We start from the raw sequence: 20,453 nt of genomic DNA, 5'->3' as shown, positions 1-20,453 counted from the left end.
GGATGGAGACGGTCGGGCGGTGTGCGGCGCAGGCTCACGCGCGCGTTCCTTGCAACGCGTCCGCACAGCGGATCGCGGCGGCGCGGGTGCGATGCAGATCGAACACCAGCACCTCGTTGCGGCCCGGCCGCAGCCACGGTCCCGGGCAGTACAGGCATTGCTGCGGCCCGATGCGCCAGTAGCGGCCGAGCAACTGGCCGTTGACCCACACATAACCCTTGTCCCATTCGTGCATGTCCAGGTAGGCGTCGCCAGGCGTCTGGACCACGATCTCCGCACGGAAGAACAGTCCCGGCCGCGATGTCGGCGCGCGCAGCGGCTGCAGCGCCTCGATCCAGGCGGCGCCCAGTGCGATCGGAGACGCCTGCCAGTCCTGCAGCGGCGTGCCGTGCAGCCGCACGTCGCCGAGCAGCCCTTTGGCATCGCCCAGCGCCGGACCGAAGTTCACATGGCCGAAGCTGTCGACCAGGATCTCCAGCGTGCGCTGCGCTTGCTGCGTCGGCGGCAGGGTCAGCTGCGCCGAGGAATGCAAGGTGCGGTGCCGAACCCGCGACACATGCCCCACTTCCTCGCCGTCGACATGCACCACCGCGTAGTCGTGCACGCCGTCCACGCGCAGCTGCGCGCCGGGCCCGATGCGGCGGCGATACAGCACCAGTCCCTGGTCCTGGCCGAACAGGAGCTCGTTGCCGGCCGGCGCCACGGTCGCGACCGGCGCCGCGGGCAGGTTGTCCCACAAGGACGCATAGGGCAGCGCCAGCGTCGGCGCGAAGGTCGCACGTGGCGGTGCCGCCGGCGGCTGCGGCAAGCGCTGCGGCACAGACGCGGCGATCGCGTCGCGCATCGCCCAGTACGCCGGCGTCGCCGCGCCGCGCTCGTCGATCGGCGCGCCGTAGTCGTAGCTGGTCAACGCCGGCTGGAAGTTGGAGCCGTCGTCGTCGGCATTGGCGCCGGCGCTCAGGCCGAAGTTGCTGCCGCCATGCACCACGTAGAGATTGAACGAATGGCCATGCGCGAGCAGCCGGCGCAGCGTCGGCAGGTAGTCGCGCCGCGCGAAGCCCGCTTCGCCCCAGTGCGTCAACCAGCCCGGATAGCCCTCGGCCACCCACACTGGCGCGTCGCCGGCGAACGCGCGGCCGTGCTCCAGATCGGCCAGGTCGGCACCGTCCAGGCCCAGCGCCGCGCCGGGCAGGTACGCCTTGCGCCGGCGCAGGTCCTTCATGCCGTCGGCGACCGCGAACGGCCCGTCGATGCCGTGCTCCTGCCACAGCGCGCGCAACGCCTGCAGGTAGCCGACGTCGGCGCCGAACATCGAATACTCGTTTTCGATCTGCAGCATCAGCACCGGCCCGCCGGCCGCCGCCAGCAACGGCGCGATGCGCGGCGCCACCGCCGCGATGTAGCGGCGCACTGCGGCCATGTAACGCGCATCGCCGGCGTCGCGCAGGCGCATGCCGGGTTCGCGCAACAGATAGGCGGGCAGGCCGCCGAGCGTCCACTCGGCGCAGACGTAGGGACCTGGCCGCAGATAGACCCACATGCCTTCCTGCGCGCACAGGCGGATGAAGGCGACGAAATCGCGGCGATCGCTGGCCAGGTCGAACACGCCCGGTTCCGATTCCAGCGCGTTCCACATCAGATACAGCGCGATGGTGTTCAGGCCCATCGCCTTGGCCATGCGGATCCGCTGCAACCAGTATTCGCGCGGAATGCGCAGCGGATGCATCTCGCCGCTGCGGATCTGCCACGGCTGGCCGTCGAGCACGAACTGCCCTTGCGCGAAACCGAACGCATGCGGGCGTCCATCCGGTTCGGGCGCGACGGCCGTGGCGACGGCACCCGCTGGCGCGGCCGCCATCCCGAGCGGCGCCAGCACACTCAGCAAACAAAAATGGCGACGTTTCATCGAAGTCTCCGTGGGCAGCGCGGCACGGGGCGATGCAGACCTGCATCGCCCCGATCCCGCGGAGAACTGGCTAGAACGCGTACTTGGCGGTCAGCAACGTGGTCATGCCGGCATCGACGATGTCCGAGACCGCCAGATCGCTGCGGCCCACGTGCGCCCAGTAGCTGTACTCCTTGGTCAGGTTGGAGATCGACAGGTCCAGGCTCAGGCCGTTGTCGAAGTGGTAGCCGGCATGCAGGTCCACGCGCCGGGTCGGGCGCGCCCACAGGTCGTCCCAGGTCGCGCCCTGGTGCAGATAGTCGTAACCGAGCAGGTACGAGCTGCTGAAGTGGTAGCTCAGGTTCACCGAGAACCGCTCGCGTTCGTAGAACAGCTCGACGTTGGCCATGGCATTGGGCGCCGACTGCATGTGCTCGTTCTCGAAACCGTCCATGCCCAGGTCGGCGCGCGCATGCTGGCGGGTGGCGTTGAAACTCACGCCCAGGCCGTTCAGCGGTTCGGGCAGATCCTGGAAGCGCTGGCGTGCGCTGACCTCCAGGCCGTAGACGCGGCCGTCGCCGCCATTGGTCGGCATCGCATAGAACACCGTGCCGCTGCCGCTGGTGTCGGGATTGGCCTGGCCGGAGCCGGCATCGTAGATGTAGTGGCGCAGGCGCTTGTAGAAGCCGGCGACCGAGAAGAAGCCGCCGTGTTCGGTCGACCATTCCCCGGACAGGTCCAGGTTGGTCGCTTCGATCGGTTTCAGGTCCGGGTTGCCCTGGGTGATCGTGGTCACTCCGTTGGAGGAAATGCTGATATTGCTGCCACCGCCCAACTGCACGAACGCAGGCCGGGTATAGCTGGTCCACAGCGAGGCGCGGTAGGCGGTGCGGGCGTCGGGGCGCCAGGTCAGGAACACGCTCGGCAACGGTTCGTCGTAGGCGGTGTGGTTGCTGTCGAAATAGCCGACTGTTTCGTTGCCGTCGGCATCGGACGGCGTCACCCAGAACGTGTTGTGGATGCTGCTGTGCTCGAAGCGCACGCCCGGCACGATTTCCAGGTTGCCGAGCGAGAAGGTCGCCATGGCATAGGCCGCGGCGACCGCCTCGGTGCCGCGCATCGTGTTGCAGTTCCAGTTGTTGACGTAATACGCCTTGCCGCAGCTGTCCAGGTCGTCGTCGCGCAGATGGCTGTAGATGACGTTGCTGACCGCGGTCTCGCTGACCTTGGGCGTGACCCAGGGATACTTGCCGGGAAAGATCGCACTGTAGTTGCCGTTGAAGATGCCCAGATCGCCCAGCGTGCTGGTGTCGGCGACGCCGCCGGTCCACCAGTCGCGGTTGCTGAAATTGCGCGAGCTCTTGCTGTACTTCACCCCGAACTGCAGCGCCGACAGCGCGCCGTCCTCGAAGTCGTAGCGCACGTCGAACTTGGCGCCGCCCTTCTTCTGCCCGGAATAGATCTTGGTCAGTTCGCCGTAGCTGCTGGCGTACAGCGACGGGATATTGTTGACCTGCGCCAGCAGCGCCGGAGTCAGTTGCGGATACGGGAACGCGCCGCTGCCGTAGCGCACCAGCGAGCTGCCCGAGTAGGCGTAGTTGGTCTGCGAGAACTTGTCCTCGCGGCCGTCGATCTCGACATGGTTGGGACGGTCGTTGTCGCCGAAGCTGTAGAACAGGTTCGGCATGAAGGTCCAGCCGCCGGAGGTCTTGCGCGCGCCGATCTGGAACGTCGCCAGGTCGGCGATTTCCGGATTGGTCTCGTACCAGAAGCGCGAGGCGATGCGGCCGATGTTGGGCGTGTAGACGCCTGCGGTCGCGCTCGGCACATAGGTCACGTCCTGCGGCAGCAGTTGCACGAAGGTGGTGCCCTGGTCGGTCTTGGCGTAGGCGTAGGTGGCGCGCGCGTACAGCGACAGGCTGTCGTCGACCTGCCAGTCGAACGAGGCGTTGCCGCCGTAGCGGCGTTCCCAGCCGGCGACCACGCCCACGTTCATGCCGGTGCTGGTCAGGTTGTGCTGCGGATCATAGCCGGCGGCGTTGCCGCCGTCGGCATCGGTGTGCAGGAATTCCCACGAGCCGTCGTTGAGCGCGCTGGTCGCCGCGGCGACCTCGCTGTTGGTCGAAGTGCGGTAGTCGTAGTAGGCGCTGGCGTAGAAACCGAACTGCTGTTCGTCGCCGAACTTGTGCTGGAACTCGCCGGCCAGGCCGCCGCCCAGGCCGTCGCCGCCGTAGTCGCGCGCACGGCTCTCCAGGCGGCCGCTGCCGGTCACGCTGCCGCTGGTGGTCTGCTTGAAATCGAACGCGGTGGGCGTGCGGAAGTCGATGGTGCCGCCGATCGCATCGCCGTCCATGTCGGCGGTGGAGGTCTTGTTGACCACGATGGTCTGCAATCCCGACGGCGGCAACAGGCTGAGCTGCACGCTGCGGCTATACGGCATGCCCTGCGCGACGGTGACGCCGTCGATCAGGTTGACGTTGTACTCCGACGGCAAACCGCGCACCGACGCGAACATGCCCTCGCCGCGCGCCGCGCCGTCCACGCCGCCGAAATAGCCCGAGCCGGTGGTGGTGATGTTGATGCCCGAGATCAGCCCCAGCGCCTCGGCGACGTTGTGCACCGCGGTGTGCTGCAGGTCGTTGGCGGACAGCACGTCCACCGTGTTCACGGCATTCATCTTCAGGTTGCTGGCGTCGTAGCGGTTGGCGACGACGGTGATGTTCTTCAGCTGCTTGACCTCGTCCAGCGCGACGGTGAGCGCGGTGGTGCCGGTGTCGCTCACCTCGAAGCTGGTCTGCGCCGCGCTGAAACCCGGATAGCTCGATTCCAGCGCGTATTGCCCCGCCGGCACATCGGCGATGGCGAAATGCCCATTGGCATCGGTCACCGCGCCATACGCGGTCCCGGCGATGCCGACCCGCGCGTTCGCGGCGGGTTTGCCGCCTTGCACGCTGACCTGACCGGTCACCGTCCCCGCCACCGCCGTCAATGCGGCGCTCGCCCCCAGTACCGCCAGGATCGCCTCAACCAGGATCTTGCCGTTCGAACGCTTGCCATTGCACATGATGCTTCCCCTCGCCAAAAGTGCCATGCACCGGGCGCGACGCATGTCGGCAACCCGGATGTCGTTGGGACCGACCGGACGCAAGGCGAATGCATGGCGCGCGCACTGCGGCGCTGCGCGCAAAAGCGAGCGCGCACGGGCAACGGGACACGGGAAACAAACGCGAGCGCGTCGGTCAGATCAGACCGCGATGCACGATTGGCGTCGAGGCGGCGAGTAGCCGGCGACGCACTTGTCGCGTGAGCGCAGGGCACTCAGCTTGTGGCGAACGGTCATGCCGGCTCGCCTCGGGAAACGCGGACGGCAGCCAGTGCCGAAGGCGCGGCACAGGAAAAAAGCGGCGTTGCAGCGCAGGACGAAGGGGTCGATTCGTGGTGGTGCATTGCCAACCTCTCCCATTCGACGACAGCAGGCCGGATGGCGACGGCATGACTGCCGTGGCCGCATGCCGATGTCACATCCCCATCGGCTTCACAAGCCTTCTACGCCCGGGTGGGATGTCTGTCAAGCATTCGCGGCGACATGCGCGAAGCCGCATCCCCGACAGGGAAACGCGCACAAAAAAAGCCCCGCCGAAGCGGGGCTCTGCTTGCTCGCGGCCTGCACCGCGACACCGTCGCGCAAGCGCTCGATCAGAACTTGTAGTTGACCGACGCCGCCAGCACGTTGCCGCTGACGTCGTAGCTGCCGATCAGGGTGTTGCCGGTCGCGGTGGTCGAGTTGATGCTCGGATCGCTGGTGAACAGGTGGGTATAGCCAAAGCTGTACTCGGCCTGCTCGGACGGACGCCAGCTCAGACCCAGCGAGACCCACTTGCGGCTCGCGTCGGGCACGCGCACGTCGCGGTGCTCGTTGCTGGTCGGGGTTTCGTCGTAGGCCAGGCCGCCACGCAGGGTCAGCGTGTCGCTCATGCGGTAGTCGGCACCGATCGAGACGAAGGTGGTGTCGTTGTAGGCGAAGTTCAGCACGCTGTCGGGCTGGTTGTTGGCGAAGTCCACCGTCACCTGGTCGAACTTGCTCCAGGCGGTGCGGCTGACGTCGGCCATCACCGTCCACTGCTCGTTGATGGTGTGGGTGAAGCTGGCGGTCGCGCTGGCCGGCAGCGTGACCGTGGCGCGGCCCTTGGTGTCGACGAAGGTGCCCGGCGCAGCGACGGCCAGCACGGTGGCGGCGTTGGCCGGCGTGGTGAAGTCGGCGCTGCCGTCGGTGATCTTGTGCTCGACCTTGGACCGGTAGCTGAAGCCGATGTGGGTGTTCTCGTCGATGCTGAACAGGCCGCCCAGGGTGTAGCCGATATCGGTGCTGTTGCCCTTGATGCGCGAGTAGCCGTCGGCGCTGCCCGGGGCGAAGCCCGGCACCCGGCGCGCAGCCAGGACGCTGCCCAGATCGATGGCGTTGGACAGATCGATGTCCAGGCGCTCGGCGAACACCGACGCGCCGAACGACACGTACGGGTTCACGTCGTAGGAGAACGCCAGGTTCAAGTCGATCGCCTGCAGCTCGGTCTTGACGCCGTTGTAGCGGCCGACCCAGTCGCGGTCGTATTCGGTCTTGAAGCCGTACGGCACGGTCAGCGAGGTGCCGAAGTGCATGTTGTTGTTCTCGCCGAACGGCAAGTGGAAGTAGACCGCCGGGACCGGCGCGATCGTACCGGCATCGCCGCCGTTGCCGCCGGAGATCGCCGAGCCGGTGGCGTAGGTGCCGGTGCCATGGTACTTGGCCGCGAACTGGATGGCGCTGACGTCGGCCTGGAACACCTTGCCGTCGAGCTGGCGCATGCCGGCCGGGTTGTTGGCGATGATCGAGGCGTCGCCGGGCGCGCTGCCGGAGCCTGCGAAGGCGCGGCCCAGGCCCTTGGCGCTGTTTTCCTTGAGCTGGAACGCGGCGCCGTGCGCCTGACCGATGGTCAGGGCGCCGACGATGCCGACGGCCAGGGCGGTGAAGCGGACGAACTGGGTTGCGTTTTGCATGGCTTGTTACTCTCCGGAAGACGAAAATGTCTGTGTTCGCGTCTGCGCATCCCAGCTGAGCAAGCCGGAAATGCGCGCCGGAGTCCCCTCCCGACATACGACGCCGTATGCAGTATACGCCTCTGCGTTAACCGAACAATAACAATACCGCCCGTTCAGCTTCGCCCGGAGTAGGCGTGCGTTCAGGCGAACGGAGCCGGTATCGTTACGGGCCGAGTTTCCCGGTACAGGCATGTTCGTCTCCATCCCCTCCCGCGACCGGACCACGCTGCGCTGGGCCACGCCATTGCTGTTCGCGGCGATGTGGCTGGCCTTCCTGTGGTCGATCAGCCGCCCCAACCAGGCCCGCGCCACGCTGTGGCTGGACTGGGGCGCGTTGTCGGCCGGCGTCGCCAGCCCGCGCGACTGGCTGGCGACGGTGCAGGACGGCAGCGTGCTGCGGCTGTTCACCGCGCTGTTCCTGCATGCGGACTGGTCGCACCTGCTCGGCAACCTGGTGTTCCTGCTGATCTTCGGCCTGCCCGCCGAGCGCGTGCTCGGGCCGTGGCGCTTCCTGCTGCTGTTCCTGGGCGGCGGCGCCCTCTCCAACCTGGCCGCGGTGTTCGCGATCGGCACTCCGGACCGGGTCATCATCGGCGCCAGCGGCGCGGTCTCGGCGCTGATCGGCACCTACCTGGCGCTGTTCCCGCGCGCCAAGCTCGGCGTGGTGCTGCCGCTGGGGCTGTTCCTGGAATTCGTGCGCGCGCCGGCCTCGCTGCTGATCGGCACCTGGGCGGCGCTGCAGGTGGTGTTCGCCTATATCGGCCCGGCCTTCGGCATGGTCGCCTGGTCCGCGCACCTGACCGGCTTCACCCTGGGCATGGCATACGGGCTGTACGTGCGCGCGGCGATCGCGCGGCGCCTGCGCAAGCGCAAGGGCTTCTGATCCGCCACGCCGCGGCGCTAGCGCGCTCTATACTTCGCGCATGGCCAAGTCCCTGTACAAAGTGACGTTCCTCAACCACGGCAAGGTGTACGAGCTGTACGCGCAGCATGTGGGCAGCAGTCACCTGTGGGGCTTCAGCGAGATCGGCGGGCTGGTGTTCGACCTGCACGACGGCCTGGTCGTCGACCCCACCGAAGAACGCCTGCGCGAGGAATTCGGCGACACCAAGATGCTGCACCTGCCGATGCAGAGCATCGTGCGCATCGAGGAAGTGGACAAGAAGGGCCAGTCCGCGATCCGCGACGCGGCCACCGGCGAAAAAGTGATCACCCCGTTTCCGATGCCGGGCAAACCGCGCTGAGCCGATGCGGATCCTGATCGCGGACGACTACCAGGACACGGTCCGGCAGCTGCCCTGCTTTCAGCGCCTGCAGGCGCACGCCGTCGATGTACTGACCGCGCCACTGCACGATCGCGCGGCCTTCGTCGCGCGCGCCGCGCCGGCCGAGGCGCTGGTGCTGATCCGCGAACGCACCCACATCGATGCCGCGCTGCTGGCGCAGCTGCCGAACCTGCGCCTGATCAGCCAGACCGGCAAGATCGGCGCACACATCGACCTGGCCGCATGCACCGCACACGGGATCGCGGTGAGCGAGGGGGCCGGCTCACCGATCGCGCCGGCGGAGCTGACCTGGGCGCTGGTGATGGCGGCCAGTCGGCGGCTGCCCGCTTATCGCGATGCATTGCACGCCGGCCACTGGCAAGCCACCGGCGACGCGCGCCTGGGACGCAGCCTGCACGGCCGGACCCTGGGCGTGTGGAGCTACGGCAAGATCGGTCGCCGCGTGGCCGCGTATGGCCGCGCATTCGGCCTGCGCGTGCTGATCTGGGGCGGCGAGAGTTCCTGTGCGCAGGCGCGTGCGGACGGATTCGAGGTGGCGGCAAGCCGCGCGTCGCTGTTCGCCGACAGCGACGTACTCAGTTTGCACCGGCGCCTGGTCGCCGCGACCCGGCACCAGATCGTGCTCGACGACCTGCTGCGGATGAAGCCCGACGCGCTGCTGGTCAATACCAGCCGCGCCGAGTTGCTCGCGCCCGGCGCGCTGCTGGCGGCGCTGGACGCCGGGCGTCCGGGACAGGCGGCGCTGGACGTGTTCGAGCACGAACCGGTGCTCAATCCGCAGCACCCGTTGCTGCGCCACCCGCGGGTGCTGGCGACGCCGCACCTGGGTTATGTCGAGCAAGCCAGCTACGAACTGTACTTCGGCACGGCCTTCGACAACCTGCTGGCCTTCGCCGCCGGCGCGCCGCAATGCCTGGCCAACCCCGAGGTGCTGGCGACGTCATCGGGCTGACCCGCATGTTGCGGGCGCAGGCGGCGCCGGCCACGCTGTGGCCGATGGCCGCCTTTGCGTGCCACGCGTGCCGCACGCACGCGGCGCGCGCTCCCGGTTCCTGACGCCATCGTCGTCTGCCGCGCTCGCGCATGCGCGAACCCGCCGGCTGGCGAGGGCGCCGTGCCGTCGCCCGCTCAGGAACCCGACGGCGGTAGCGCGGGTTCGCTCTTGCTCGGTTCGGTCGTCTTGCCGGGCTCGGCCTGGGCCGGCGACTGCTGCGGCGCGGAAGCCGCCGGTGCGGGCGGCTTCTTCGCCGATGCCGGCGCTGCGGCCGGCTTGGCTTTCGGTCGGACCTGCTTGGCCGCAGCGGCCCTGGCGACCGCGCCGGGCTGCTTCAGTTCGGCCAACGCCTGCACGATCGGCGCATCGCCGGGCAGCACGTCGCCGGCGCTGTAGCCTTCGGCGCCTTCGTCGTCGCCATGCAGGTGGCCGGGCAGCGTCGCTTCGCTGTAGTCGGCCAACACGGCCGGCTTGTCCGCGTCCTCCTTGCTCTCTTCCGGGCGCAGCACCACGTCCGGCACGATGCCGCTGGCCTGGATCGACTTGCCGCTGGGCGTGTAGTAGCGCGCCGTGGTCAGCTTGACCGAATCGCCGTTGTCCAGCGGCAGCACGGTCTGCACCGAACCCTTGCCGAAGGTGCGGCTGCCGACGATGCGCGCGCGCTTGTTGTCGCGCAGCGCACCGGCCAGCACTTCCGAGGCGCTGGCCGATCCGGCATCGACCAGCGCGACCATCGGCGCACCGTTGAGCAGATCGCCGGGCGTGGCGTCGAACTTGGAATCGCTGACCGAGATGCGCCCGCGCGTGGTCACGATGGTGCCCTTGTCGAGCAGGTCGTCGGCCACCTGCACCGCCGCGGTCAACAGGCCGCCGGGATTGCTGCGCAGGTCCAGCACCAGGCCGCGCAGCTTGCCGCCGGACTGCGCCTGCAACTGCTGCAGCTGCTTGTGGAAGTCCGCGCCGGTATCGGCCTGGAAGGTGCTGATGCGGATGTAGCCGTAGCCCGGCTCGAGCATGCGGCTGCGCACGCTGGCCACGCGGATGGTCTGCCGGGTCAGGGTCACGTCGAACGGCTTGTCCACCTTCTCGCGAACGATGGTCAGCACCACCTTGCTGCCCGACTCGCCGCGCAGCGGCTCCATCGCCTTGACCGCGCTGATCGGCTTGCCGTCGATGGCGACGATGATGTCGCCCGAGCGCACGCCGGCGCGCGCGGCCGGGGTGTCGTCGATCGGCGACACCACCTTGAGCGTGTTGTCCGGCAGCTGCAGCAGTTCCACGCCGATGCCGTCGTAGGCGCCGGTGGCCTGTTCGTCGAAGGCCTCGGCGTCTTCCTTGCTGAAATAGGTGCTGTGCGGATCCAGGTCGAGCAGCAGGCCGCGGATCGCCGACTGCATCAGTTTCTTGTCGTCGACCGGATCGACGTAGGCTTCCTTCACCGCGTTGTACACCGCCACGTAGCGGCGGATCTCGTCCAGTGGCACGCGCGAGGTGGCCGATTCGGTGGCGTCCGGATCGTCGGCACTGGCGGTGGAGGCCGAGGGCGTCTGTTCGCCGGCGCTCTGCGCCATCGACGGCAGCGGCGCCAGAGCAAGCAACAGGGCAGCGGACAGAACTACGCGCATGAAGCACTCCGATTGGGGGATGACCTGCACCGTCTACGGCGCAGCTGTCCGGATTATGCGCGAAAGCGGGCTAAATCCGCGTTGAATGCACGGCCTCGGTGGTGGTCAGCGCCGCTGCAGCCACGACGACGGATCCACCGGCTGGCCGTTGCGGCGCAATTCGAAATACAGTGCCGGGCGCCCTTGCCCGCCGGAATTGCCGACCTTGGCCACCGCATCGCCGCGCTTGACCCGCGCGCCGGGATCGCGCAACAGCGTGTCGTTGTGCGCGTACAGGCTCATGTAGCCGTTGCCGTGGTCCACGATCAGGATCATGCCGTACCCGGTCATCCAGTCGGAGAACACCACCGTGCCGTCGGCCACCGCGGTGATGGTGCTGCCGGCCGGCGCGGCGATCAGCACGCCGTTGCTGGTGCGCCCATCGGGCAGCTTGCCGCCGTAGCGCGCGATCAGGTCGCCGGACAACGGCCAGCCCAGGCCGCCGACCTTCAGCGCCGGCGCCGAGGCCACCACCTTGGGCGGCACCTTGCTGCCGCCGCGCGACGGATTCTTCGCTGCGGCCTTGGCCTGCGCGGCCTGCTCGGCCGCCGCGCGCCTGGCGGCCGCACGCCGCTCGGCCTCGGCCCGCGCCGCCGCCGCACGCAGATTGGCCAGCAACGTCTCCAGCGCCTTGGCGTCCTGGCCCAGCGCCTTCTCGCGCTCGCTGCGGTCCTGGTAGCGCTCGTCCAGTTCGGATACCAGGCTGGCGCGCTGCTTGCGATCGCGCTGCAGCGCCGCTGCCTGTTCCTGCTGCTGGCGCTGCGCTGCGCTGAGCTGTTGCTGTTTTGCCGCCACCTCGCGCTGCACCTGTTGCAGCGCCTGCAACTCATGGGTCAGTGCGGCGATCCGCTGCGCGCGCTCGCGCTGCAGATAGCGGTGATAGGCCAGCAGGCGGTTGGCGTCGGCCACCCGGTCCTGCGCCAGCAGCAGCTTCAATGGTGCATTGCCGCCGATCGCATAGGCCGCGCGCAGCAGCTGCGCCAGCTCGGCGCGCTGCCGCACCAGGCCGTTGCGCAGCGTGTCGCGCTTGCGTTCCAGTTCGGCCAGGGTCTGCTGGTGTTGCTGCAGCGCCTGCTGGGTCTGCGCCAGGCTGCGCCCGGTGCTGGCCACCTTCTCGTCGGCCTCGCGCAGCTGGCGCGCGGCATCGCCGCGCTTGCCTTCCAGCTGGCGCCGCTCCTCGGCCACGCTCTTCAGTTCGCCACGCACCTTCTCCAGGCGGCGCTCGGCCTCGCGCGGGTTCTGCGCCAGCGCCACGGTCGCGATCAGCAGCAGCACCGTCCCCGCCAGCCACCTGGTTGCCGTCTGCCCAGGCGCACGCAGGCGCCGCCCCAGCGCGGCAGGCGAGGCAGGGCGCAACGAAGCGAAGGCGGTTGCGGGCAAGGGCTGATCCAATGACTTCAGGCAGGTGCGGATTGTAGCGAAGCGTGTTGTGATCGCCGCACAAGTGGTGCCGCGACTGGCCGGCGTCCCGGAGGTGGGTGATGAAGCGTACGCATGTAGCGATCCTGTTGGCGCTGGCCCTGGCAGCCGGCCCCGCCCTGGCGGCAGAAGGCATCAGCAAGGTCAACGGCAGTATCACCGCCGAATCCGGCAAGCAGTACGGTGACCTGGAAACCGTGAACGGCGGCATCAGCGTCGAATCCGGCGCCACTGTCGGCGATGTGGAAACCGTCAACGGCAGCCTCAAGATCGCCGACAACGCGCAGACCGGAGGCCTGTCCACGGTCAACGGCGGCATCCACGTGGGCCAGCAGGTGCAGATTTCCGATTCCATCGAGACGGTCAATGGCGGCATCTTCGTCGATCGCGGCGGCCGCATCGGCGGCGGCGTGGAGAGCGTCAACGGCAGCATCGGCCTGGTCGCCACGCAGTTGGGAGGCGGCATCGAGACGGTCAACGGCGACATCACCGTCGGCCACGACTCGCACCTCGGCGGCGGCATCGAGATCAAGAAGCCGAGCTTCAGCATGTCGTTCAAGCCGGCACGCAAGCCACGCATCATCATCGGCCCGCGCGCGGTGATCGACGGTCCGCTGCATTTCGAACGCGAAGTGACCCTGTACGTGCACCGCAGCGCGAAGACCGGCCCGATCAGCGGCGCCACCGCGCAGCCGTTCGACGGCGACACCGCGCCGGAGAATTGATCCGGCCGCGTCGTCCGCACTGCCGGCGGCGCGCGCGCGGGACTTGCCTATAGAATCGGGATTCCTCATACCCCAGGAGCCCCCATGTCCCGCAAGCTTGTGCTGTGCCTGGCCGCCGCGGCCGCGCTGACCGCGTGCAAGCGCGAGGCCCCGGCCCCGGCCGCCGATGCCGCGTCGCCCGCACCCGCTCCTGTGGCCGCCGCGGGCCACGCCTTTTCTCCCGAGATCACGCCGGCCGACTTCGGCGAACTGGTCAAGACCCTGTCCTCGGACACGTTCGAAGGCCGCGGCCCGGGCACCGCCGGCGAGGACAAGACCGTCGCCTACATCCGCGACCAGATGCAGCGCATCGGCCTGCAGCCGGGCAACGGCGACAGCTGGTTCCAGGACGTGGCGATGACCGAGACCACGGCCGATCCGAACACCACGCTGAAGCTGGAGCAGAACGGCAAGCCGCGCGAACTGAAATTCGGCACCGACATGGTGATCGGCACCCGCACCGGCCAGACCGAAGTCAAGATCGACGCCAGCGACATGGTGTTCGTCGGCTACGGCGTGGACGCGCCCGAGCAGAAGTGGAACGACTACGCGGACCAGGACTGGAAGGGCAAGACGGTGGTGATGTTCGTCAACGACCCCGGCTTCCACACCCAGGACGGCGCGCTGTTCGAAGGCAAGCGCATGACCTATTACGGGCGCTGGACCTACAAGTTCGAGGAAGCCGCGCGCAAGGGCGCGGCCGCCGCACTGATCGTGCACGACACCCCCGGCGCCAGCTACGGCTGGGACGTGGTGAAGAATTCCTGGTCCGGCGCGCAGTACGACCTGCCGGCCAAGGACGACCCGGAACCGCGCATCCCGGCGCAGGGCTGGATCACCGCGCAGGCCGCCAAGCAGCTGTTCGCCGACGCCGGGCTGGACCTGGACCAGGCCTACAAGGACGCGAGCAAGCGCGGCTTCAAACCGGTGCCGCTGAAGGCCAAGCTGTCGCTGGACCTGAAGAGCACGATCTCCGAGAAGAAATCGCGCAACGTGGTCGGCGTGCTTCCCGGCGGCAGCCGTGCCGACGAAGCGGTGCTGTACATGGCGCACTGGGATCACCTGGGCAAGCACGAGGGCGAGAGCGGCGACAACATCTACAACGGCGCGGTCGACAACGCGACCGGCGTCGCCGGCATCCTCGAGATCGCCGACGCGTTCGTGCACCAGCAGCCCAAGCCGGAGCGCTCGGTGGTGTTCCTGGCGGTGACGCTGGAAGAGTCGGGGCTGCTCGGTTCCAAGTACTACGTCGCCCACCCGACCTTCCCGTTGAACAAGATCGCCGGCGTCATCAACCTCGACGCGATGCCGGTCGCCGGCCGCGCCAAGGACCTGGTGGTCAACGGGTTCGGCAGCTCCGAGCTGGAAGACCTGCTCAAGCCGATCGCCGCCGCGCAGGGCCGCGTGCTGCATGCCGAGTCCTCGCCGCAGAGCGGCTTCTACTTCCGTTCCGATCACTTCAACTTCGCCAAGGCCGGCGTGCCGGCGCTGTACATCGATGGCGGCGAAGACCTGGTCGATGGCGGCATCGATGCCGGCAAGCGCGCTGCCGAGGACTACGGCAAGCACCGCTACCACACGCCGGCCGACCAGTACGATCCGGCCACCTGGAAGCTCGATGGGGTGATGGACGACCTGCAGGCCGTCTATGGCGTCGGCAAGGAACTGGCAGCAGGCGACACGTGGCCGAACTGGTACCAGGACAATCCGTTCAAGGCGGCCCGCGACAGCATGATGGGCGGCGTCAAGTCGGCGGCGGCGACGCCGGGCAGATGATCGGCTGACGCGCTGCTTGGCGACGGTCACGACAACGGCGCTGCGGCGCCGTTGTCGTTTCGAACTCTTCTCCATCGCCGCTGGCGCGTGAGCCAGCGCGTTCCTGTAAGAGCGGCTTTAGCCGCGACGGGCGTTTCCGACATGGGCTGTTGCAACTGAGGGTCCAGGGGTTCCCCCCGAGCCGCCTCTACGCGTTTCGTTGCCTGTAACCACCGGGACGCAAACCGCTCCAACGCGAGGTCATGGCCCATGATCCGCACGAAAACGCCTGGGCACTCGCGTGTCCAGGCGCGTCGTCGAACGTTTCGCATCTGGCGCATGGGCCGACCGCGGCGTTGCGCGGCCAGCCATGCCGCTGCGTCAGGCGGCCTGTTTGGCTTTTTCCAGGCTGGCCATGTCGATGACGAAGCGGTACTTCACGTCGCCCTTGAGCATGCGCTCGTAGGCCTCGTTGATCTGCGCCATCTCGATCGTCTCGATGTCCGACACGATGCCGTGCTTGGCGCAGAAATCGAGCATCTCCTGGGTCTCGCGGATGCCGCCGATCAGCGAGCCGGCCAATTGCCGACGCTTCATGATCAGGTTGAACACCGTCGGCGACGGATGCGGTTCGGCCGGAGCGCCGACCAGGGTCATCGTGCCGTCGCGCTTGAGCAAGGTCAGGAACGCGTCCAGATCGTGCGAGGCCGCGACGGTATTGAGGATGAAGTCGAAGCTGTTGGTGTGCGCCGCCATCTCCTGCGGCAGCTTGGACACCACCACTTCGTCGGCGCCCAGACGCAAGGCGTCGTGCTTCTTGTTCGCCGAGGTCGTGAACAGCACCACATGCGCCCCCATGGCGTGCGCGATCTTCACGCCCATATGGCCCAGACCGCCCAGGCCGACGATGCCGACCTTCTTGCCCGGCCCCACCTTCCAGCGATTCAGCGGCGAATAGGTGGTGATGCCGGCGCACAGCAGCGGCGCCACCGCGGCGAGGTCCTGTTCGGCATGGCGGATCTGCAGCACGTACTTCTGGTCGACCACGATATGGTCGGAGTAACCGCCATAGGTATTCTCGCCACCGAACATCGGGCCGTTATAGGTGCCCACGAAACCGTTTTCGCAATACTGCTCTTCGCCGTCCGCACAGGACGCGCAATGCCGGCAGCTATCGACCATGCACCCGACGCCGGCCAGGTCGCCGACCTTGAAGGCCTCGACCTGGTCGCCGACCGCCGTCACGCGCCCGACGATTTCATGTCCCGGCACGGACGGATATTGGGTGTTCTGCCATTCGTTGCGTGCCGTATGCAGGTCGGAATGGCAGACACCGCAGTAGAGGATCTCGATGCTGACATCCTGCGGCCCGGTCGCGCGGCGCTCGAATGCGTAGGGGGTCAGCGGCTGATCGGACGCCAGTGCGGCGTATCCATTGGCTTGGCTCATGGGAGAGTTCTCTCGTGACGGGGGAAGGGAAGGCTTGCAGGACTCCGATGTCGTCGGAGCCGACAGCGCATGTCGATAGCGGCTGGCGCAACAGACGAAAAGTCTAAGCCGCGAGGCATTAAAAGCACGCATCGTCGATGCAACGGAGCGAACCATCCCGACGCGCGGGCTGACGAAGCGGGTGCGCCGTCACGGGATCGCTTGTATCGGCATCGTGAGCCAGCGTCGAGCGAGCGGGCCAGATCGATCTGGCCCCCCGCCCCCCAGCAGCAATGGAAGACCTGAGCCCCAAGCGCGGGTTAGACGCGTAACGCGCACGGATCGGACCTGTGCGATCGAGCCGGAAGCGTGCGCAACAACACAAGGGCGCCTCTGAAGACGGTCAGCCACGACGGGAGCGCGGTGAGCGCGGAGCGGGACTGAGGTTGTTGCGGCTTTTTTTTCGGCCAATAAAAAATCCCCGTCCTTGTGGGACGGGGATTTGGGGTAAAGCCCCTGGCGATGACCTACTCTCGCATGGCTTGAGCCACACTACCATCGGCGCAGCTGCGTTTCACTTCCGAGTTCGGGATGGGATCGGGTGGTTCCACAGCGCTAATTTCACCAGGGAGACGGTTGGAGTGTCGCCGCGATGCGTCTTCGGACAGCGCACGGAAGTGCGGTGTGGGAAGGACGGCACCTGGCGCCAGCCTCTCATAGGGTGTGACGTAGCGAACGTTTGGATAGCCATCGACGTGTGTCGTGCTAAGGGATGCCTGGAAGCACCTTGAGGTTATATGGTCAAGCCGCACGGATCATTAGTATCAGTTAGCTCAATGCATTGCTGCACTTACACACCTGACCTATCAACCACGTAGTCTACATGGTTCCTTAAGGGGGCTTGTGCCCCGGGAAGTCTCATCTTGAGGCGCGCTTCCCGCTTAGATGCTTTCAGCGGTTATCGCTTCCGAACATAGCTACCCGGCAATGCCACTGGCGTGACAACCGGAACACCAGAGGTTCGTCCACTCCGGTCCTCTCGTACTAGGAGCAGCCCCTCTCAAACTTCCAACGCCCATGGCAGATAGGGACCGAACTGTCTCACGACGTTCTGAACCCAGCTCGCGTACCACTTTAAATGGCGAACAGCCATACCCTTGGGACCGACTACAGCCCCAGGATGTGATGAGCCGACATCGAGGTGCCAAACACCGCCGTCGATATGAACTCTTGGGCGGTATCAGCCTGTTATCCCCGGAGTACCTTTTATCCGTTGAGCGATGGCCCTTCCATACAGAACCACCGGATCACTAAGACCTACTTTCGTACCTGCTTGATCCGTCGATCTTGCAGTCAAGCACGCTTATGCCTTTGCACACAGTGCGCGATGTCCGACCGCGCTGAGCGTACCTTCGTGCTCCTCCGTTACTCTTTAGGAGGAGACCGCCCCAGTCAAACTACCCACCATACACGGTCCCCGATCCGGATTACGGACCTAGGTTAGAACGTCAAGCACGACAGGGTGGTATTTCAAGGATGGCTCCCCTGCAGCTAGCGCCACAGTTTCATAGCCTCCCACCTATCCTACACAGACGAACTCAACGTTCAGTGTAAAGCTATAGTAAAGGTTCACGGGGTCTTTCCGTCTTGCCACGGGAACGCTGCATCTTCACAGCGATTTCAATTTCACTGAGTCTCGGGTGGAGACAGCGCCGCTGTCGTTACGCCATTCGTGCAGGTCGGAACTTACCCGACAAGGAATTTCGCTACCTTAGGACCGTTATAGTTACGGCCGCCGTTTACTGGGGCTTCGATCAAGAGCTTCGCCTTGCGGCTGACCCCATCAATTAACCTTCCAGCACCGGGCAGGCGTCACACCCTATACGTCCACTTTCGTGTTTGCAGAGTGCTGTGTTTTTGATAAACAGTCGCAGCGGCCTGGTTTCTGCGACCCTCTTCAGCTCTAGCTCGCATGAGCCACCAAAAAGGGTGCACCTTCTCCCGAAGTTACGGTGCCATGTTGCCTAGTTCCTTCACCCGAGTTCTCTCAAGCGCCTGAGAATTCTCATCCTACCCACCTGTGTCGGTTTACGGTACGGTCTGCGTAAGCTGAAGCTTAGGAGCTTTTCCTGGAAGCGTGGTATCAGTGACTTCGTCTAAAAGACTCGTCTCGGTGCTCGGTCTTAAAGGATCCCGGATTTGCCAAAGATCCAAACCTACCGCCTTTCCCCGGGACAACCAACGCCCGGTACACCTAACCTTCTCCGTCCCTCCATCGCACTTACGCGAGGTGCAGGAATATTAACCTGCTTCCCATCGACTACGGCTTTCGCCCTCGCCTTAGGGGCCGACTCACCCTGCGCCGATTAACGTTGCGCAAGGAAACCTTGGGCTTTCGGCGTGCGGGTTTTTCACCCGCATTATCGTTACTCATGTCAGCATTCGCACTTCCGATACCTCCAGCAGACTTCTCAATCCACCTTCAACGGCTTACGGAACGCTCCTCTACCGCGCATCGCTTATCGCGATGCACCCCAAGCTTCGGTTCACTGCTTAGCCCCGTTAAATCTTCCGCGCAGACCGACTCGACCAGTGAGCTATTACGCTTTCTTTAAAGGGTGGCTGCTTCTAAGCCAACCTCCTGGCTGTCTGTGCCTTTCCACATCGTTTTCCACTTAGCAGTGAATTTGGGACCTTAGCTGTGGGTCTGGGTTGTTTCCCTTTTCACGACGGACGTTAGCACCCGCCGTGTGTCTCCCGGATAGTACGTACTGGTATTCGGAGTTTGCAATGGTTTGGTAAGTCGCGATGACCCCCTAGCCATAACAGTGCTCTACCCCCAGCAGTATTCGTCCGAGGCGCTACCTAAATAGCTTTCGAGGAGAACCAGCTATCTCCGGGTTCGATTAGCTTTTCACTCCTAATCACACCTCATCCCCTACCTTTGCAACGGGAGTGGGTTCGGGCCTCCAGTCAGTGTTACCTGACCTTCACCCTGGGCATGACTAGATCACCCGGTTTCGGGTCTACTGCCCGCGACTATGCGCCCTTATCAGACTCGGTTTCCCTTCGCCTCCCCTATACGGTTAAGCTTGCCACGAACAGTAAGTCGCTGACCCATTATACAAAAGGTACGCAGTCACTCTTGCGAGCTCCTACTGCTTGTACGCACACGGTTTCAGGATCTATTTCACTCCCCTCTCCGGGGTTCTTTTCGCCTTTCCCTCACGGTACTGGTTCACTATCGGTCGGTCAGGAGTATTTAGCCTTGGAGGATGGTCCCCCCATATTCAGACAGGGTTTCACGTGCCCCGCCCTACTCGTCTTCACTGGAATGGCCCTTTTAAATACAGGGCTGTCACCTTCTATGGCCAACCTTTCCAGGTTGTTTTTCTAGAACCATACCAGCTTAAGGGCTAGTCCCCGTTCGCTCGTCACTACTTAGGGAATCTCGGTTGATTTCTTTTCCTCCGGTTACTTAGATATTTCAGTTCACCGGGTTCGCTTCCAGCAGCTATGTATTCACTGCAGGATACTGCCGAAGCAGTGGGTTTCCCCATTCGGACATTGCCGGATCAAAGCTTGTTGCCAGCTCCCCGACACTTTTCGCAGGCTGCCACGTCCTTCATCGCCTCTGACCGCCAAGGCATCCACCGTGTGCGCTTATTCGCTTGACCATATAACCTCAAGTTGCCTCGAGGTCATGCTGAGTCCGGGGGTACAACGCCCGGACGCGAACTATAACGACTCAATTTCTAGGGACTCGAAGTCCCCGCCTTAGCCACAACGACACGTCAAGATAGTTTGATCTCAAACGCTCGCTACGTCACAAATTTTAAAAGAACATACCCCAGCCTCAGTGCTGGCGCATCTTAAATTCTTAGTGTGCTCATACATTCAGAGTGGTGGGTCTGGGAGGACTCGAACCACCGACCTCACCCTTATCAGGGGTGCGCTCTAACCACCTGAGCTACAGACCCAAAGTCTTTGCTCTTGCAGCTCCCTTAGACAGTCCGCACACGCAGGTGCGGGCGTTTGCAGAGGGATCTGCAAATCTGGTGGAGCCAGTCGGGATCGAACCGACGACCCCCTGCTTGCAAAGCAGGTGCTCTCCCAGCTGAGCTATGGCCCCGAAATCGGGGTGCCCCGCCCTGTGGCGGAACTCTCTGAATGCAGGTGACT

At 65.5% G+C, this 20,453-nt stretch carries 11 protein-coding genes, 2 tRNA genes and 2 rRNA genes; 5 read left to right on the top strand and 10 right to left on the bottom strand.

Annotation, left to right across the window (positions count from 1 at the left end):
• Positions 1 to 34 precede the first annotated feature (34 nt).
• The 3 genes from NRY95_02935 to NRY95_02925 all read right to left on the bottom strand — a co-directional run bounded on the left by NRY95_02935 (position 35) and on the right by NRY95_02925 (position 6,919).
• Positions 35 to 1,906, bottom strand: coding sequence for a beta-galactosidase (locus NRY95_02935; protein UYC16944.1), 1,872 nt, complete (start codon positions 1,904 to 1,906; stop codon positions 35 to 37).
• A gap of 70 nt (positions 1,907 to 1,976) precedes the next feature.
• Positions 1,977 to 4,949, bottom strand: a complete 2,973-nt coding sequence (locus tag NRY95_02930; GenBank protein UYC16943.1) for a TonB-dependent receptor — start codon at positions 4,947 to 4,949, stop codon at positions 1,977 to 1,979.
• Positions 4,950 to 5,581: 632 nt separating this feature from the next.
• Positions 5,582 to 6,919, bottom strand: coding sequence for an outer membrane protein transport protein (locus NRY95_02925; GenBank protein UYC16942.1), 1,338 nt, complete (start codon positions 6,917 to 6,919; stop codon positions 5,582 to 5,584).
• Positions 6,920 to 7,151: 232 nt separating this feature from the next.
• Between NRY95_02925 and NRY95_02920 the strand changes: the two genes are divergently transcribed.
• Genes NRY95_02920 through NRY95_02910 form a run of 3 tightly spaced genes read left to right on the top strand, consistent with a single transcriptional unit; the run spans position 7,152 to position 9,199 of the window.
• Positions 7,152 to 7,844: a rhomboid family intramembrane serine protease gene (locus NRY95_02920; protein ID UYC16941.1), complete on the top strand. Its 693-nt coding sequence runs from the start codon at positions 7,152 to 7,154 to the stop codon at positions 7,842 to 7,844.
• 40 nt (positions 7,845 to 7,884) lie between these two features.
• Positions 7,885 to 8,205: a DUF1820 family protein gene (locus NRY95_02915; protein UYC16940.1), complete on the top strand. Its 321-nt coding sequence runs from the start codon at positions 7,885 to 7,887 to the stop codon at positions 8,203 to 8,205.
• A 4-nt stretch (positions 8,206 to 8,209) separates the two neighbouring features.
• Positions 8,210 to 9,199 (top strand): D-2-hydroxyacid dehydrogenase family protein, encoded by a 990-nt coding sequence (locus NRY95_02910; protein ID UYC16939.1) that lies wholly within the window; start codon positions 8,210 to 8,212, stop codon positions 9,197 to 9,199.
• Positions 9,200 to 9,375: 176 nt separating this feature from the next.
• Here NRY95_02910 and NRY95_02905 read toward each other — a convergent pair whose 3' ends face one another.
• Positions 9,376 to 10,866 (bottom strand): S41 family peptidase, encoded by a 1,491-nt coding sequence (locus NRY95_02905; GenBank protein ID UYC16938.1) that lies wholly within the window; start codon positions 10,864 to 10,866, stop codon positions 9,376 to 9,378.
• Between the two features lie 105 nt (positions 10,867 to 10,971).
• Positions 10,972 to 12,192, bottom strand: coding sequence for a peptidoglycan DD-metalloendopeptidase family protein (locus tag NRY95_02900; GenBank protein ID UYC18480.1), 1,221 nt, complete (start codon positions 12,190 to 12,192; stop codon positions 10,972 to 10,974).
• A 194-nt stretch (positions 12,193 to 12,386) separates the two neighbouring features.
• Between NRY95_02900 and NRY95_02895 the strand changes: the two genes are divergently transcribed.
• Both NRY95_02895 and NRY95_02890 read left to right on the top strand, forming a co-directional pair.
• Positions 12,387 to 13,049 (top strand): hypothetical protein, encoded by a 663-nt coding sequence (locus tag NRY95_02895; protein UYC16937.1) that lies wholly within the window; start codon positions 12,387 to 12,389, stop codon positions 13,047 to 13,049.
• Between the two features lie 84 nt (positions 13,050 to 13,133).
• On the top strand, positions 13,134 to 14,864 hold the full coding sequence (locus NRY95_02890; GenBank protein UYC16936.1) for a M28 family metallopeptidase: 1,731 nt from the start codon (positions 13,134 to 13,136) through the stop codon (positions 14,862 to 14,864).
• A gap of 360 nt (positions 14,865 to 15,224) precedes the next feature.
• Here NRY95_02890 and NRY95_02885 read toward each other — a convergent pair whose 3' ends face one another.
• The 5 genes from NRY95_02885 to NRY95_02865 all read right to left on the bottom strand — a co-directional run bounded on the left by NRY95_02885 (position 15,225) and on the right by NRY95_02865 (position 20,403).
• A complete protein-coding gene (locus NRY95_02885; protein ID UYC16935.1) occupies positions 15,225 to 16,292 on the bottom strand; it encodes an NAD(P)-dependent alcohol dehydrogenase in 1,068 nt (355 codons plus the stop codon).
• Positions 16,293 to 16,785: 493 nt separating this feature from the next.
• A 5S ribosomal RNA gene (gene rrf / locus NRY95_02880) occupies positions 16,786 to 16,900 on the bottom strand.
• Positions 16,901 to 17,068: 168 nt separating this feature from the next.
• A 23S ribosomal RNA gene (locus NRY95_02875) occupies positions 17,069 to 19,948 on the bottom strand.
• Between the two features lie 226 nt (positions 19,949 to 20,174).
• Positions 20,175 to 20,251, bottom strand: a tRNA-Ile gene (locus NRY95_02870).
• 76 nt (positions 20,252 to 20,327) lie between these two features.
• Positions 20,328 to 20,403 (bottom strand) — tRNA-Ala (locus tag NRY95_02865).
• Positions 20,404 to 20,453 lie beyond the last annotated feature (50 nt).

The organism is Xanthomonas campestris pv. phormiicola (genome assembly GCA_025666215.1).
Taxonomy (GTDB): domain Bacteria; phylum Pseudomonadota; class Gammaproteobacteria; order Xanthomonadales; family Xanthomonadaceae; genus Xanthomonas_A; species Xanthomonas_A campestris_A.
This window is presented reverse-complemented; position numbering and strand designations above follow the sequence as displayed.

Bases quoted from the DNA above. Each gene is read 5' to 3' on its own strand.
- NRY95_02935 (UYC16944.1), bottom strand. From the start codon at position 1,906: ATGAAACGTCGCCATTTTTGTTTGCTGAGTGTGCTGGCGCCGCTCGGG.
- NRY95_02930 (UYC16943.1), bottom strand. From the start codon at position 4,949: ATGTGCAATGGCAAGCGTTCGAACGGCAAGATCCTGGTTGAGGCGATC.
- NRY95_02925 (UYC16942.1), bottom strand. From the start codon at position 6,919: ATGCAAAACGCAACCCAGTTCGTCCGCTTCACCGCCCTGGCCGTCGGC.
- NRY95_02920 (UYC16941.1), top strand. From the start codon at position 7,152: ATGTTCGTCTCCATCCCCTCCCGCGACCGGACCACGCTGCGCTGGGCC.
- NRY95_02915 (UYC16940.1), top strand. From the start codon at position 7,885: ATGGCCAAGTCCCTGTACAAAGTGACGTTCCTCAACCACGGCAAGGTG.
- NRY95_02910 (UYC16939.1), top strand. From the start codon at position 8,210: ATGCGGATCCTGATCGCGGACGACTACCAGGACACGGTCCGGCAGCTG.
- NRY95_02905 (UYC16938.1), bottom strand. From the start codon at position 10,866: ATGCGCGTAGTTCTGTCCGCTGCCCTGTTGCTTGCTCTGGCGCCGCTG.
- NRY95_02895 (UYC16937.1), top strand. From the start codon at position 12,387: ATGAAGCGTACGCATGTAGCGATCCTGTTGGCGCTGGCCCTGGCAGCC.
- NRY95_02890 (UYC16936.1), top strand. From the start codon at position 13,134: ATGTCCCGCAAGCTTGTGCTGTGCCTGGCCGCCGCGGCCGCGCTGACC.
- NRY95_02885 (UYC16935.1), bottom strand. From the start codon at position 16,292: ATGAGCCAAGCCAATGGATACGCCGCACTGGCGTCCGATCAGCCGCTG.